The organism is Mesorhizobium sp. B2-5-4 (assembly GCF_006441095.1).
Lineage (GTDB): Bacteria > Pseudomonadota > Alphaproteobacteria > Rhizobiales > Rhizobiaceae > Mesorhizobium > Mesorhizobium salmacidum.
In genome coordinates this window covers 128,595-142,483 of record NZ_VFUR01000005.1, presented here as the reverse complement: position 1 = coordinate 142,483, position 13,889 = coordinate 128,595, and the positions used below count along the sequence as shown (strand labels likewise).

Below are 13,889 nucleotides of genomic sequence, written 5' to 3'. Positions count from 1 at the left end.
GCCCTCAGGAACTATCGCATGACACGCATCGGCATCATCAATCCCAATTCGACAGCGTCGATGACGACGTCCATCGGTGCCGCGGCATCTCGGGCAGCGCAGGCAGGCACGGAAATCATCGTCATGCAGAACGAGAACGGACCTGCTTCGATCGAGGGCGCGATCGATGGCGCAATGGCGGTTCCGGGTCTTCTCGAGCGCATCGAACGCGCCGAGCAGGACGATGCCGTCGATGCCTATATCATCGCCTGCTTCGACGACACCGGGCTCGACGCCGCGCGTATGCTGACGCGCAAGCCCGTCATCGGCATAGGCGAGGCCGCGGCGCGTGTCGCGAGCATCATGGCGAGGCGCTTCACGGTCATTACAACCTTACCGGTTTCCATTTCCATTATCGAGGACAATCTGGTCCGCTACGGCCTTTCGTCCTTCGCCACGGTACGGGCAAGCGGCATTCCGGTGCTGGCGCTGGAAGCGGACGGCGAGGCGGCATTGTCGATCATCGGCGCCGAGATTCGGGAGGCGCTCCGGGTGGATCGCGCCGACGCCATCGTCCTTGGTTGCGCCGGGATGGCCGGCATGGCGAAGCGGCTGTCAGGCCTTCATTGCATCCCGGTGGTCGAAGGGGTTTCGGCGGCTGTCAGGCTTGCCGAGTTGCTTGTCGGTCTGGAATTGCACCCCAGGCCGCATGATTTCACCGCCTCCCGGCAGGGCAAGGCAGCGTCGTTCGCCGCGGCAAGGCATCCGGGTTCCGCAGCCAGCCTATCGAGGAGCTTGGCCGGATCATGAAGCGCAGAATTCTGCTGTGCGGGATCGCCGCCTGCATTCCATTGATCGCGTTGGGACAGACCATGAATGAGAAGACACTTTATTCGGCGGCGGAACAGGACGACGTCGCCACGGTCAAGACGCTCGTTTCCAAGGGAGCCAGCATCGACGCGCGCGACGCAAACGGCCGCACGGCTCTTCTCGTCGCGATCCAGCGCAACAGGGTGGACGCCGCCAGGGCCCTGATCGAGGCCGGCGCTGACGTCAACGCCAAGGACAATATCAGCGACAGCCCATACCTTTACGCGGGCGCCCGCGGGCATATCGAAATCCTGAAGATGACGCTTGAGCACGGAGCCGACCTCAAGAGCACCAACCGTTACGGCGGCACCGCTCTTATTCCGGCATCCGAACGCGGGCATGTCGAGGCCGTCAGCATGCTGATTGAGGCCGGCGTCTATGTCGACCACGTCAACAAGCTCGGCTGGACCGCCTTGCTGGAGGCCATCATTCTGGCCGATGGCGGACCGCGTCATGTTGAGATCGTAAGCCGGCTGATCAACGCCGGCGCCGACGTCAATCTCGCCGACAAGGATGGCGTGACGCCGCTGCGGCACGCGCGCAAGAACGGCTACGTGCAAATGGTGAGCCTGCTGGAAAAGGCGGGCGCCAGATGAGCGGCATCGGCAAAGCCCGCACTGTACCAGAAGGTTAGGAAGACCATGTCGGGGACCACACAGCCTGCGGCCGGCAGGCAATGGAGTTTGCTTGTCCTGGTCGTATTGGTCGGAATCAACCTGCGTCCCTTCCTGACGGCGCCGGGGCCGATATTGGCCAATATCGTGGCCGACACCGGCATGGGCTACAGCAGCTTGGCCATGCTGACACTGCTGCCGATGCTGTTGATGGGTGTCGGTGCTTTTGTTGCACCAGGCATCCAGGCGGCTGTCGGGACACGCCGGGGCCTACTCCTGGCTCTTGCGGTGCTGACCTCGGGCTCGTTGATCAGGCTTGTCGCGACCGGCGGCCTGTCACTGATCCTGACAGCCGCACTTTGCGGGGCAGGGGTGGCCTTCATCCAGGCGGCCTTTCCGGGGATCATCAAGGCAAGATTTCCGGCAAGCACGCCTGCGGTGACCGGCCTCTATTCCTGCATGATCATGGGCGGCGGCGCACTCGGCGCGCGCCTGACGCCCCAGCTTGTCAACAGTGGCTACAGCTGGCGTGCGGCACTGGCCTGGCTCGCCGTTCCCGCCGGCATCGCACTATGCGCGGCATTCCGCGTCCTGTCCGACACCAAGGAGGCAAGGCCCGATCGCGCCTTGACCGGCCTGCTGCTGCGCCGCCCGCGGACATGGGCGCTGATGGCGGCATTCGGACTGGTCAATTCCGGCTATTCATCCATGGTTGCGTGGCTTGCACCCTATTACCAGGCGCAAGGGTGGAGCAGTGTTGCAAGCGGCAACCTCGTCGCCGTGATGGCCGTTTGCCAAGCGGTCTCGGCTCTTGCCCTGCCGATATTGGCACGCAGGAGCATCGACCGCCGTCCCTGGCTCTGGCTCACGTTGCTGCTGCAGGCGGTTGGATTTGCCGGCTTGGCATTCTTTCCGGCGCTGTCGCCCATTTTCTGGGTGGGGATATGCGGAGCCGGGCTTGGCGGAAGTTTCTCGCTTGCGATCGTCACCGCGCTCGATCATCTGCCGCGGCCAGAACAGGCCGGCGCCCTGGCTGCCTTGATGCAGGGCGGCGGTTTCCTTATTGCGGCACTTGGCCCCTTTGCCACCGCTCTCTTGCATGACTGGAGCGGGAGCTTCGCCTCCGGATGGACCATGCATCTTGTCTGCGTGACGACCACAACATTCCTTTATCTGCGCTTCAATCCCAAAGGTTACGCCGAGATCATGAGGCCTGCGGGGAATTCGCCGGCTCCGTCCGCTGCGAGCCGCTGAACTCATCGGCGAAGTCTTGCGAGCGGCCGCATGAGGCGCTCGACATGAAGGCGCCAGCGGACCTGTACGCACCCTCTTCAAGAGCCTATGCCGGCTTGCAGGACTTGCACTACCCTTTCCACGACCGCGACATTCTCGTCACCAACTGCGGCCGCATCTGCATGCATAGGAAAAAAATCAACATCTCGCATGTGCTCGCCGGTCAACGGCTCGGCATCAAGGAAGTCGACGACGCCATTTGGCTCGTCTCCTTCATGAGCTATGATCTCGGGTACATCGACCTGGAGCAGAGAACCTTGCAGACCATCGACAATCCGTTCGGCACGAGATTGTCACCCATGTCTTAGGTACGAACTGTTACCCATCTCTCCGGGCCGTACACGAAGGCCCTGGCGGAGAGGGAGGGATTCGAACCCCCGATGGGCTTGCACCCATGCCGCATTTCGAGTGCGGTGCATTCGACCACTCTGCCACCTCTCCGCGGTCATGGTCGGCCGTTGCCGGCGCGGCGCACTAGATAACGGCTGAACGGGCAGGTTACAAGGCCAAATCCAGCGATATTTGGCTTGCCGGACAAGCAGTGTGCTCAGGCAGCGGGTTCAAGGCGGCATCCGCCGCTCATCGGGTGGTCCGCCATTGGCGGCCTCGGCCGTCGTCGCTGTCGTCACCGGTTCTCCCGGGGCGTAAGCCTTGCCGTCGTTGTCGCCGCAGAAGCTTGCCGCCGCCGCATCGCCGAGCGGCCAATAACAGCCTCGGCAATGGCTGTTTGCCTTGACTCCCACTCAACCTTCGGTTAGGGACAGCGCGCAATCGGCGTGGAGGGTTCTTCCGCGCCGCTTGTTTTTTGAACCCGCAGACTGACAAAAAGACGGCCGAACCGCCAGAGGCGGATCATCAAGGCCGACCGAACAGCGAAAGGCAAAAAATGTTCGCAGTCATTAAAACGGGCGGTAAGCAGTATCGCGTTGCCGCCAACGATCTCCTGAAGATCGAAAAAGTCGAAGCCAATGTCGGCGACATCGTCGAGATCGGCCACGTGCTCGCGCATGGCGAGGGCGAGAATGTCACGTTCGGCGCGCCGTTCGTCGATGGCGCTCTGGTCACCGCCGAAGTCGTCGAGCAGGGCAAGAACCGCACGGTCATCGCTTTCAAGAAGCGCCGCCGCCAGAATTCGCGCCGCAAGATCGGCCATCGCCAGCTTTTGACCACCGTGCGGATCTCCGAGATCCTGCTGGGTGGCGCCAAGCCGACGAAGACTGCAGCGGTCAAGGCGCCGAAGAAGGAAGCCAAGGCAGAGGCAGCCACCGAAGCGAAGGCGGAAGCCGCGCCGAAGAAGGAGCCCAAGGCCAAGGCAGCCGAGACCGCGGCCGCGCCGCTGTTCAAGGCGCCGAAGGGCGAGCCGGACGACCTGACCGTGATCAAGGGCATCGGCCCGGTCGCCGCCAAGGATCTCGCCGAGCAGGGCATCATCACCTTCGCGCAGCTCGCCAAGCTGTCCGACAAGGATGTCGCCAAGATCGACGAGCACATGCCGTTCAGCGCCGACCAGATCAAGGACTGGCGCGAACAGGCCAAGGAACTGGCGAAGAAGTAATTTTCCGGCGAAACATCAGCCGGATCGGACTTGAAACGGAACGCGAACGCGTTCATAACGCCTTTTAGGCGCCTCGCGGCGCAACGGAGTTAGTTAGATGGCACACAAGAAAGCTGGCGGCTCGTCGCGCAACGGTCGCGACTCGCATTCCAAGCGTCTGGGCGTGAAGAAGTTCGGCGGCGAAGCCGTCATCCCGGGCAACATCATCATTCGTCAACGCGGCACCACCTGGCATCCCGGCGTCAATGTCGGCATGGGCACGGACCACACCCTTTTCGCGCTCGAAACAGGCGCCGTGACGTTCAACAAAAAAGCCAACGGCCGAACCTACGTATCGGTCAATCCGATTACCAAAGCCGCGGAGTAGCCGGTTCCGCACTAGAACACCGGCGCCCATCTCGGGACCGGTGTCTGGCAAAGCCAGGAAAAGGATCAGGGGAGATGGGTTTCCATCTCCCTTTTCTTTTGCCTGGAGGACTTTGAAATGGTTGCCGAAGCGGAAGACTCAGAAGACGAAAGTTACGCGATAGATTGCCCGGTGCTGGTCACCGAGCGGCTGGTGATGCGGGCTCCAGACGAGCGGGATATCGCGCAACTGGTCGAGCTTGCCGACAACCGTCACGTCGCCGAGATGCTGGCACGCATGCCGCACCCCTATGGCGAAGCCGAGGCTCGCGCTTTCCTCGCCATGACCAAGTCACGCCGCGCCGGCATTGCCTATGCGCTGACGCTGGCCGGCACCGACACTTTCGTCGGCTGCGCCGGGCTGAACACCACCGATCGCGGGCTGGAGCTCGGCTACTGGATCGGCGAGCCCCACTGGAAGCGCGGCTATGCGACCGAAGCAGCCCACGCGCTGGTCGATCTCGCCTTCCAGAGCACCTCGATCCAGGTGCTGCATGCCTCGACCCGGGTCATCAATCCGGCCTCGCGCCGGGTGATCCACAAGTGCGGCTTCCAGTATGCCGGCCAGGGCATGCTGAACTCGATCGTGGCCGGCCAGGTGCCGGTCGAGCGTTACCGGCTCGACAGGAAGACCTGGACCAGCCTGCGCAACTGGGTGCACTTCTGATGTGTGCTGATATTCAGGTGAGGCCGGCCTGCAAACGTTGATTTTCTGCGCTTCCGATGCTCGCGTACGATAAGTACGCTCCGCTCCGGTTCTCGAAAACCAATGTTTTCGGCTCGGCCTGACCTGAATCTCAACACACATCGGGGTCCAGGTCGATACCAAGGGTGCCGGGCTGGACTGGGCTCAGCCCAGTTCGACCCAGACCGGCAGGTGGTCCGAACCGCTCGCCCTCCGGTCGACCCACAGGCGCTTCAGCGAGCGGGCCAGCGACGCGCTGGTGAAGATGTAGTCGATGCGCTTGTGGCGGCTGGCGTTGGCGGGGTCCTTGGGATCGACCCAGGAGACGAGATCGTCGCCGGCGACATCGAGGCGCATGGCGGCATCGACGGCGAAGTCTGCAGTCAGCGGCATGCCGAATTCATGGTCCGGCCGGCCGGCGAGTTCGACATATTCGGGCGACCCGGCCAGCATGTTGAAATCGCCCATGCCGACAAAGGCTTCCGGATGCGGCAATTCCGGCAGGCCGATCTCGGCGACGCCGGACAGCGCGCCGCCTTCGAGCGCATAGTTCAACAGGCGCCGGCGCAGGAACTGGATCTGGCTGGCGCGTTCGACCGGGCTGCGGTGATCGAGATGGATGGAATAGAAGCGGATGAAACCAAGCGGCGTCTCGATCAGCGCCTCCAGCGCGCCGCGCTGGAAGTTCATCATCTCGAAGCTGCGGCTGCGCGGCAAAAGCAGGTTGCGCGACAGATGAATTGGCGTTTTCGACAACACCATATTGCCGAGCTGGAAGGTGGTGGTGATGGCGCGGCCATCCTCGATGCGCGAGCCGATATTGGCCTCGAAATTGCTGCCGTAGACGGCGAAATATTCGGGCAGCGCCTCGCCGATCTCGGCGACCATGTCGCGGCTGCCGTTCCTGGGGTTGTTGCGGGTGACCTCCTGCAGGGCGATCACGTCGGCGCCGCGTACGGCATCGGCAATACGCCCGACATCGTAGCGTCCATCGAGACCGATGCCGTATTGGATGTTGTAGGTTACAAGCTTCATGCCGCAATCTCTCCGGCCAACCCCGCGTGGCCATCGTCATAAAACGGCCTCGCCCTTCGCCGCGCCTTGGTTTAGAGCAAGGCCCAAGGTTTAGAGCAATGCCGCAAGGCCAATAAAAGAAACTGCGATCCCATGAAATTTCTCGATCAAGCCAAGGTCTATGTCCGCTCCGGCGACGGGGGCGCCGGTTCGGTGTCGTTCCGGCGCGAGAAGTTCATCGAGTTCGGTGGGCCGGATGGCGGCGATGGCGGCCGCGGCGGCGATGTCTGGCTGGAAGCGGTTGACGGGCTGAACACGCTGATCGACTATCGCTACCAGCAGCACTTCAAGGCCAAGACCGGCGTCCACGGCATGGGCCGCAACATGACCGGCGCCAAGGGCGCCGATGTCACGCTGAAGGTGCCGGCCGGAACACAGGTCTTCGAAGAGGACAATGAGACGCTGATCTGCGACCTCACCGTTGTCGGGCAGCGGTTTCTCCTGGCCAAGGGCGGCAATGGCGGCTTCGGCAACCAGCATTTCAAGACCTCAACCAACCAGGCGCCGCGCCGCGCCAATCCCGGCCTGCCGGGCGAGGAACTCAACATCTGGTTGCGGCTGAAGCTGATCGCCGATGCCGGACTGGTCGGGCTGCCGAATGCCGGCAAGTCGACATTCCTTGCCGCCGTCACCGCGGCAAAGCCGAAGATCGCCGACTATCCGTTCACGACGCTGCATCCGGGTCTCGGCGTCGCCCGCATCGATGCGCGCGAATTCGTCATCGCCGACATTCCAGGTCTGATCGAAGGCGCGCATGAAGGCGTCGGCATCGGCGACCGCTTCCTCGGCCATGTCGAGCGCACGCGCGTGCTGCTCCACCTGGTTTCCGCGCAGGAGGAGAACCCGGGCAAGGCCTACAAGACCGTGCGGACCGAGCTCGAGGCCTATGGCCACGGCCTGACCGACAAGGCCGAGATCCTGGCGCTGAGCCAGGTCGACACGCTCGACGCGGACGCGCGCAAGAAGAAGGTCGCCTCGCTGAAGCGCGCCGCCGGCCGCGCGCCGATGCTGCTATCGGCGGTCACCGGCGAAGGCGTCGAGGCGGTGCAGCGGGCGCTGATGGCGGTGATCGCCGAAGCCCGCGCGCAAATTGCCGCCCCGGTCGAGACGCGCTGGGAAAAGTAGGACCATGCAGTCGCTCAGGAAATACCGGCGCATCACCGTCAAGATCGGCTCCGCACTGCTCGTCGACCGAGCGAGCGGCCTGAAGCGCGACTGGCTCGACTCGCTCGCCGACGACATCGCCGCGCTTGCCAATGGCGGTGCCGAGATCCTGGTCGTGTCGTCGGGCGCCATCGCGCTTGGCCGCACCATACTTGGCCTCGGCAAGCGTGCCTTGAAGCTCGAGGAAAGCCAGGCGGCGGCCGCCGTCGGCCAGATCGCGCTGGCCGGCGCCTGGTCGGACGCACTCGGCAAGGGTAGCCTGAAGTCGGGCCAGATCCTTTTGACGCTCGGCGACACCGAGGAGCGCCGCCGCTACCTTAACGCACGCGCGACGATCTCGACGCTGCTCAAGATGAAGGCGGTGCCGGTCATCAACGAGAACGACACGGTGGCGACCTCCGAAATCCGCTATGGCGACAATGACCGGCTGGCCGCGCGCGTGGCGACGATGATGGGCGCGGACCTCCTGGTGCTGCTGTCCGACATTGACGGGCTCTACACCGCGCCGCCGGCCCGCGACCCGCAAGCCAAGTTCATCCCGGTGGTCGACCGCATCACGCCTGATATCGAGGCGATGGCGGGAGCCGCCGCGTCCGAGCTGTCGCGCGGCGGCATGCGCACGAAACTCGATGCCGGCAAGATCGCCACCGCCGCCGGCACCGCGATGATCATCACCTCGGGCACTAGGCTGTCGCCGCTGATGGCGATCGAACGCGGCGAGCGCGCCACCTTCTTCAAGCCGAGCACCAATCCTGTCAAAGGCTACAAGACCTGGATCGCCGGCCAGCTCGAGCCGGCCGGGCGGCTGACGGTCGATGCCGGCGCCATCGGCGCGCTCATTTCGGGAAAATCGCTGCTGCCGGCCGGGGTCAAACTGGTCAGCGGCAATTTCTCGCGCGGCGACACGGTGGCGATCCTGTCGCCCGAGGGCCGCGAGATCGCGCGCGGGCTGGTTGCCTATGATGCCGCCGATGCCGTAAGGATCGCAGGCCTGAAGACGGTCGAGATCGAGACGGTGCTCGGTTACGAGGCGCGTTCGGCGATGATCCACCGCGACGATCTTGTGGTGAGTCATTCCAGTGACCAAGTGCGGGCTGAAGGCGACATAAGCGGAGGATGAGCCATGCTGAAGCTGCATGAAAAATCCGGGGACGACACCGTGGCGCTGATGGCCGACATCGGCCGCCGCGCCCGCGCTGCCGCCCGACCGCTGGCCATCGCCACCACCGCCGCCAAGAACGCCGCGCTTGCCGCCATGGCCGAGGCAATCGTCGCCCGGGAACGGGACATTCTCGATGCCAATGCCAACGACGTCCTGAACGGCGAGCAATCGGGATTGTCCGCATCCTTCATGGACCGGCTGAAGCTCGATCCGGCGCGCATCCGCGCCATGGCGGACGGCATTCGCGAAATTGCCGGGCTCAAGGATCCCATTGGCGATATCATCGCCGCGTGGGAGCGGCCGAACGGCTTGCATATCGAGCGCGTGCGTACGCCGCTTGGTGTCGTCGGCGTCATCTATGAAAGCCGGCCGAACGTGACTGCCGATGCCGGTGCGCTTTGCCTCAAGGCCAGCAATCCGGTGATTTTGCGCGGCGGTTCGGATTCGCTCAATTCCTCCTCGGCGATCCATGCCTGCATGGTCGAGGGACTGAAGGCGGCCGGGCTGCCCGAGGATGCCATCCAGCTGGTGCCGACCACTGACCGCGCCGCGGTCGGCGAAATGCTGAAGGGGCTTGGCGGCGATCTCGACGTCATCATTCCGCGCGGCGGCAAAAGCCTTGTCGGGCGGGTGCAGAGCGAGGCGCGGGTGCCGGTCTTTGCCCATCTCGAAGGCATCTGCCATCTCTATATCGACCGCTCCGCCGAGCTCGACATGGCGGTGCGGATCGCGGTCAACGCCAAGATGCGGCGCACCGGTGTCTGCGGTGCCGCCGAAACGCTGCTGGTCGACCGCGCCATCGCCACCACCCATCTGGTGCCGATCCTCGACGCGCTGCGCGCCGCCGGCTGTGAAATTCATGCCGATGCCGAGGTGTTGAAAGTCTTCTCCGACGCCAGGCCGGCGACCGATTCCGACTGGGTGACGGAATATCTCGACGCCATTATCGCGGTGAAGCTGGTCGATGACATCGGCGGTGCGATCGATCATATCGAGACATTCTCCTCGCACCACACCGAGGCGATCGTCGCCGAGGACGCCAAGGCGGTCGAACGGTTCTTCAACGAGATCGATTCGGCGATCCTGCTGCACAACGCCTCGACGCAGTTCGCCGATGGCGGCGAGTTCGGCATGGGCGCCGAGATCGGCATCGCCACCGGCAAGATGCATGCGCGCGGACCGGTCGGCGTGGAGCAGCTGACCTCGTTCAAATACCGCGTTCGCGGATCAGGACAGGTGAGGCCTTGATGTCTTTCGCCCACCAGGCCTGAAACTTTGCGCCCAGGCAACCCCCTCCGTCCTGCCGGATCCGGCCCTTCGCTGTCGCTCCGGGCGTTCGTTATTCGGAAAGCCAAGCAATTGGCTTTCCGTCCGCTTCGCGGACCACTCCTCACCCCCCTCAGGGGGGGAGATCGGCTGACATTTCCGGTGTCGCTGATTGTGGGCGTTGCAAGATCTGCGCCTGCGCTGAAACTGCTGATCTCCCCCCTTGCGGGGGAGATGCCCGGCAGGGCAGAGGGGGGCGCCTAGCACCATGCTTTCGTCCCCTCAGCCCACGGTCTCTTCCCACTACCTCAAGATGCCGCACGCCGAAAAAGGCCTCGCCGTCGGCCTGTTCGGCGGCTCGTTCAACCCGCCGCATGCCGGCCATGCGCTGGTTGCCGAAATCGCTTTGCGGCGCCTGGCGCTCGACCAGCTGTGGTGGATGGTAACCCCGGGCAATCCGTTGAAGAGCGCACGCGAGCTGGCACCGCTGGCCGAGCGGCTGCAACTGTCGGAGAAGATCGCCAGGAACCCGAAGATCAAGGTCACGGCCTTCGAGGCGGCACACAATGTGCGCTACACCGCCGACACGCTGGCTCTGGTCAAGGCGCGCAATCCCGGCGTCGACTTCGTCTGGATCATGGGCGCGGATAGTTTGCGCGATTTCCATCATTGGCAGCGATGGCGCGAGATTGTGCTCACCTTTCCGATCGCAGTCATCGATCGTCCGGGCGCCACGCTGTCGTTCCTGTCGTCGGTGGTTGCCAAGACCTTCGATTACGCCCGCATCGACGAGGGCGACGCGCCGCTGCTCGCCCGCATGAAGGCGCCGGCCTGGACCTTCATCCACGGTCCGCGTTCCTCGTTGTCGTCGACCGCGATCCGGAAAATGACGAAGGGTTGAGCATCTCGTCCATCCGGCCATGTCGTTTTTACAGCGGCGTTCGCCTGACCGATGGGCGATGCTGATCAGCCATGGCGGTCCAAAAGAAAACCCACCCCCAAATCGATCCGACACAGGGCAGTGCACCGACGCCGCTGACCGCGATTGCCAGCGTCATCGTGTCGATGGCGCTGATTGCCATCGGCAACGGGCTGATGTTCGCCTATATCCCCGTCCGGCTCGGCGTGGAGGGGTTCGACCCGGTCTGGGCAGGGCTGATCGTCACCGGCCTGTCGGCCGGCGGCCTTGCCGGCTGTATCCTGACCGGCCCGCTGGTGCGCAGGGTCGGCCACGCACGCGCCTTCATGGTGCTGTCGGCATTGATCGCGCTGTCCAATGTCGCCATCGGCGCCGGACCGCATCCGCTGCTGTGGATCGTGGCGCGTGCGCTCTACGGCTTTGCCATATGCGGGCTGTTCATCGTCGCCCAGAGCTGGCTCAACGACGCGCTGCCGAACGCCATACGCGGCCGGGTGATGGCGGTGTTCTACGTCGCCTACGTTGCCGGCCTTGGCGTCGGCTATGCGACGCTTGCCGTCATCGACATCCACACGGCCGCGGCGTCGTTGATCGGCATCACCTTCACCGCTCTGTCGATCCTGCCTGTCGGCATGACGCGCCTTGCCCAGCCGCCGGCGCCGCAGGCTGCTTCGGTGGCGCTGCGCCAGGCCTGGCGGATTTCGCCGGTCGGGGTCGCTGGCATGCTGGCGGTCGGCGGCCTGTCGATGATCATTTCCGGCTTCGCCCCCATCCATGCCACGGCCAAGGGTTATAGCCAGGCCGACGTGGCGCTGCTGTTGTCGGCAATGCCGGTCGGCACGCTGATCCTGCAGATACCGCTTGGCTGGCTTTCCGACCGCACCGATCGGCGTTACGTGCTTGCCGGCGCCGCGGCGCTCGCGGTCTTCGCCAGCGTGCTGGCCGTAGCCTTCGACGGCGGTGCGCTGGTGGCCCTTTTGGTGATCTACCTGATCTGGGACGGGGCGGCGGAATCGATCTACGCGCTCTCCAGCGCGCATGCCGCCGACCGCGCCAGGAAGGATGAACTGCTTGCCCTGTCGAGCTCGATGCTGTTTGCCTGGTCGCTCGCCGGCTTCATCGTGCCAGGCATCGTCACGGCGCTTTCCGCCGTCTTCGGCACGGCAACCTTCATCTATGTCGGCATCGTCATCGCCTCGGCATTCTGCCTGTTCGTGCTGTGGCGGGTGATCGCGGTGCGGCCTGTTCCGGCGGCCGCCACGGGCAGTTTCGCGCCGATGTCGGCGCAAGCACCGTTGCCGGTGGAACTCGCCTTCGCGCCGGACGAAGAGGCCCGCCGCAGAGGCGGTTGATTACTGCTTGCGGGTCTCGGGCGACGGTGCTTCCGGGGGTGGCAGCGGGATGGAGATGCCTTCACTGTCGAAGGCCTGCTTGGCGCGTTTGGTCATATCGATCTGGGTGGCGAAATAGTCCGCCGCCGCGGTCCAGTAGCGCAAGGTGAGCGAAACGGTCGTATCGCCGAGTGCGCCCACGAAGGCGATCGGCGCCGGTTCGCGGCGGATGCGCTTCTCGGCGCCGGCAATGCCAAGCAATGTCTTCTGCGCGCCGTCTATGTCGTTCCAGGAGCCGATGCTGAGCGTGATGTCGGTGCGACGCACGCCATTACGGGTGAAATTGCGTACCGGTTGGTTCCACAGCGTCGAATTGGGGGCCAGTATATAGACGCCGTCGGCGGTCCTGAGCTTGGTGGCGAAGAGGCCGATTTCCTCGACCGAACCGGCAATGGCGCCGACCTCGACCGATTCGCCGATTCGGAACGGCCGCAGCGCCAGAAGCATGATGCCGGCGGCGATGTTCTGCAGCGTGCCTTGCAGCGCGAGACCGATGGCCAGGCCGATCGCGCCGATCGCGGCGATGATCGATGCGGTCTGCACGCCGAACTGGCCGAGCACCATGATGACGACGAGGATCAGGATGGCGTAGCGGACGATCTTGGAAAAGAAATGCCGCAGCGTCGCGTCGAAACCGTGGATATGGCCGAGGCCAGCCGAGATCGAGCGCTCGGCAAGGTTGGCAACGATGTAGCCGACCACCAGGAGGATGACGGCGCCAATGGCGGAGAAGGAATAGGAAACGATCAGCGTACTCAGCTGCGCGAGGCCGGCCTGGACGGTGAGAAGGGTGTTTTGCGGGTCGATCGGCATGATGGGATTCCGGTTGGTCGGTCAGCCGATAACCGCTGCGGAACGCCTGGGTTCCGATGTTTCTGCGTCTCGCGTGGAACAATATACCAGTCGGCGAGTTCGCGTGAGTTGGGGCTCCGTCTTGAAACTGCAACGGAACTCTGCCTATCTAAGAGGTGTCACCTGCTTCAAGGGGTGATTTGGTTGTTCTTGCTGCGAAAGGAAATACACTGAGAACAGCACTGCGGAAGAAGGCCGATATCATGCCTTCGCCGGCCAGGATCAGCGTAGACGACGCCGTGTCCCGTGCCATCAAGACAGTCCTTGCCAGTCTGGAAGACTCCAAGGCCGAAAATATTGTCTCAATCGACATTCAGGGAAAATCGAGCCTCGGCGACTACATGGTCGTCGCGTCGGGTCGATCGCACCGTCATGTCGCGGCTGTCGCCGATCATCTCCTCAAGGCGCTCAAGGATGCCGGCCTCGGCACTGCGCGCGTCGAGGGATTGTCCGGCGCCGACTGGGTCCTGATCGATTCTGGCGATATCATCGTCCATGTCTTCCGCCCCGAAGTCCGCGAATTCTACAATCTCGAAAAGATGTGGCAGGCGCCGGACCTCGAGGAAGAGACCCTCCACTAGGCCGCCTTTGTTGATGCATGCCATGCCGAAAAACCGGCTCCTACCCTTGGGTGACATGCACTAGCGGCTTATAGAGGCG

General features: G+C 63.9%; 14 protein-coding genes, 1 tRNA gene and 1 pseudogene. 13 read left to right on the top strand and 3 right to left on the bottom strand.

Annotated features, from left to right (window positions below; all coding sequences use genetic code 11):
* Nucleotides 1-18 precede the first annotated feature (18 nt).
* The 4 genes and pseudogenes from FJ492_RS08310 to FJ492_RS08295 all read left to right on the top strand — a co-directional run.
* The gene (locus FJ492_RS08310; protein ID WP_140769433.1) at nucleotides 19-789 is read left to right on the top strand and encodes an aspartate/glutamate racemase family protein; all 771 of its coding nucleotides are present in this window, start codon (nucleotides 19-21) and stop codon (nucleotides 787-789) included.
* Nucleotides 790-851: 62 nt separating this feature from the next.
* On the top strand, nucleotides 852-1,445 hold the full coding sequence (locus tag FJ492_RS08305) for an ankyrin repeat domain-containing protein (RefSeq protein WP_246675946.1): 594 nt from the start codon (nucleotides 852-854) through the stop codon (nucleotides 1,443-1,445).
* Between the two features lie 45 nt (nucleotides 1,446-1,490).
* Nucleotides 1,491-2,717 carry a cyanate transporter gene (locus FJ492_RS08300; RefSeq protein ID WP_140769428.1) on the top strand — a complete coding sequence of 409 codons (1,227 nt, stop codon included), beginning with the start codon at nucleotides 1,491-1,493 and terminating at the stop codon, nucleotides 2,715-2,717.
* Nucleotides 2,718-2,731: 14 nt separating this feature from the next.
* A pseudogene (locus tag FJ492_RS08295) lies at nucleotides 2,732-3,064 on the top strand (IS481 family transposase); the annotation flags it as partial.
* A gap of 43 nt (nucleotides 3,065-3,107) precedes the next feature.
* On the opposite strand, the gene FJ492_RS08290 reads toward FJ492_RS08295, so the two are convergent.
* Nucleotides 3,108-3,197: transfer RNA gene (locus tag FJ492_RS08290), tRNA-Ser, on the bottom strand.
* A 445-nt stretch (nucleotides 3,198-3,642) separates the two neighbouring features.
* Here FJ492_RS08290 and FJ492_RS08285 point away from each other — a divergent pair.
* From FJ492_RS08285 to FJ492_RS08275, 3 genes are all read left to right on the top strand, one after another.
* Nucleotides 3,643-4,311: a 50S ribosomal protein L21 gene (locus tag FJ492_RS08285; protein WP_140509965.1), complete on the top strand. Its 669-nt coding sequence runs from the start codon at nucleotides 3,643-3,645 to the stop codon at nucleotides 4,309-4,311.
* A gap of 97 nt (nucleotides 4,312-4,408) precedes the next feature.
* The gene (gene rpmA / locus FJ492_RS08280; RefSeq protein ID WP_015315190.1) at nucleotides 4,409-4,678 is read left to right on the top strand and encodes a 50S ribosomal protein L27; all 270 of its coding nucleotides are present in this window, start codon (nucleotides 4,409-4,411) and stop codon (nucleotides 4,676-4,678) included.
* Nucleotides 4,679-4,795: 117 nt separating this feature from the next.
* Entirely contained in the window at nucleotides 4,796-5,383 is a 588-nt protein-coding gene (locus tag FJ492_RS08275; RefSeq protein ID WP_140509963.1) for a GNAT family protein, read from the top strand.
* A 183-nt stretch (nucleotides 5,384-5,566) separates the two neighbouring features.
* Here the strand turns inward: FJ492_RS08275 and FJ492_RS08270 are convergent, their stop codons facing one another.
* Nucleotides 5,567-6,436 (bottom strand): endonuclease/exonuclease/phosphatase family protein, encoded by an 870-nt coding sequence (locus FJ492_RS08270; protein WP_140769426.1) that lies wholly within the window; start codon nucleotides 6,434-6,436, stop codon nucleotides 5,567-5,569.
* 132 nt (nucleotides 6,437-6,568) lie between these two features.
* On the opposite strand from FJ492_RS08270, the gene obgE reads away from it, so the two are divergent.
* The 5 genes from obgE (at nucleotide 6,569) to FJ492_RS08245 (ending at nucleotide 12,338) form a co-directional block, all read left to right on the top strand.
* Nucleotides 6,569-7,600, top strand: a complete 1,032-nt coding sequence (obgE, locus tag FJ492_RS08265) for a GTPase ObgE (RefSeq protein WP_140769424.1) — start codon at nucleotides 6,569-6,571, stop codon at nucleotides 7,598-7,600.
* 4 nt (nucleotides 7,601-7,604) lie between these two features.
* On the top strand, nucleotides 7,605-8,759 hold the full coding sequence (proB, locus tag FJ492_RS08260) for a glutamate 5-kinase (RefSeq protein WP_140769422.1): 1,155 nt from the start codon (nucleotides 7,605-7,607) through the stop codon (nucleotides 8,757-8,759).
* Between the two features lie 3 nt (nucleotides 8,760-8,762).
* Nucleotides 8,763-10,049 carry a glutamate-5-semialdehyde dehydrogenase gene (locus FJ492_RS08255; protein WP_140769420.1) on the top strand — a complete coding sequence of 429 codons (1,287 nt, stop codon included), beginning with the start codon at nucleotides 8,763-8,765 and terminating at the stop codon, nucleotides 10,047-10,049.
* Between the two features lie 331 nt (nucleotides 10,050-10,380).
* The gene (locus tag FJ492_RS08250) at nucleotides 10,381-10,968 is read left to right on the top strand and encodes a nicotinate-nucleotide adenylyltransferase (protein WP_140510005.1); all 588 of its coding nucleotides are present in this window, start codon (nucleotides 10,381-10,383) and stop codon (nucleotides 10,966-10,968) included.
* A 71-nt stretch (nucleotides 10,969-11,039) separates the two neighbouring features.
* Nucleotides 11,040-12,338: an MFS transporter gene (locus tag FJ492_RS08245; protein ID WP_140769418.1), complete on the top strand. Its 1,299-nt coding sequence runs from the start codon at nucleotides 11,040-11,042 to the stop codon at nucleotides 12,336-12,338.
* Here the strand turns inward: FJ492_RS08245 and FJ492_RS08240 are convergent, their stop codons facing one another.
* Entirely contained in the window at nucleotides 12,339-13,190 is an 852-nt protein-coding gene (locus tag FJ492_RS08240; protein WP_027141726.1) for a mechanosensitive ion channel domain-containing protein, read from the bottom strand.
* 242 nt (nucleotides 13,191-13,432) lie between these two features.
* Between FJ492_RS08240 and rsfS the strand changes: the two genes are divergently transcribed.
* Nucleotides 13,433-13,810, top strand: a complete 378-nt coding sequence (gene rsfS / locus FJ492_RS08235) for a ribosome silencing factor (RefSeq protein ID WP_015315198.1) — start codon at nucleotides 13,433-13,435, stop codon at nucleotides 13,808-13,810.
* The last annotated feature ends 79 nt before the right edge of the window (nucleotides 13,811-13,889 follow it).

Excerpts from the sequence above, each read along its gene's own strand:
- FJ492_RS08310 (WP_140769433.1), top strand. The coding sequence starts at position 19 with ATGACACGCATCGGCATCATCAATCCCAATTCGACAGCGTCGATGACG.
- FJ492_RS08305 (WP_246675946.1), top strand. The coding sequence starts at position 852 with ATGAATGAGAAGACACTTTATTCGGCGGCGGAACAGGACGACGTCGCC.
- FJ492_RS08300 (WP_140769428.1), top strand. The coding sequence starts at position 1,491 with ATGTCGGGGACCACACAGCCTGCGGCCGGCAGGCAATGGAGTTTGCTT.
- FJ492_RS08285 (WP_140509965.1), top strand. The coding sequence starts at position 3,643 with ATGTTCGCAGTCATTAAAACGGGCGGTAAGCAGTATCGCGTTGCCGCC.
- rpmA (WP_015315190.1), top strand. The coding sequence starts at position 4,409 with ATGGCACACAAGAAAGCTGGCGGCTCGTCGCGCAACGGTCGCGACTCG.
- FJ492_RS08275 (WP_140509963.1), top strand. The coding sequence starts at position 4,796 with ATGGTTGCCGAAGCGGAAGACTCAGAAGACGAAAGTTACGCGATAGAT.
- FJ492_RS08270 (WP_140769426.1), bottom strand. The coding sequence starts at position 6,436 with ATGAAGCTTGTAACCTACAACATCCAATACGGCATCGGTCTCGATGGA.
- obgE (WP_140769424.1), top strand. The coding sequence starts at position 6,569 with ATGAAATTTCTCGATCAAGCCAAGGTCTATGTCCGCTCCGGCGACGGG.
- proB (WP_140769422.1), top strand. The coding sequence starts at position 7,605 with ATGCAGTCGCTCAGGAAATACCGGCGCATCACCGTCAAGATCGGCTCC.
- FJ492_RS08255 (WP_140769420.1), top strand. The coding sequence starts at position 8,763 with ATGCTGAAGCTGCATGAAAAATCCGGGGACGACACCGTGGCGCTGATG.
- FJ492_RS08250 (WP_140510005.1), top strand. The coding sequence starts at position 10,381 with ATGCCGCACGCCGAAAAAGGCCTCGCCGTCGGCCTGTTCGGCGGCTCG.
- FJ492_RS08245 (WP_140769418.1), top strand. The coding sequence starts at position 11,040 with ATGGCGGTCCAAAAGAAAACCCACCCCCAAATCGATCCGACACAGGGC.
- FJ492_RS08240 (WP_027141726.1), bottom strand. The coding sequence starts at position 13,190 with ATGCCGATCGACCCGCAAAACACCCTTCTCACCGTCCAGGCCGGCCTC.
- rsfS (WP_015315198.1), top strand. The coding sequence starts at position 13,433 with ATGCCTTCGCCGGCCAGGATCAGCGTAGACGACGCCGTGTCCCGTGCC.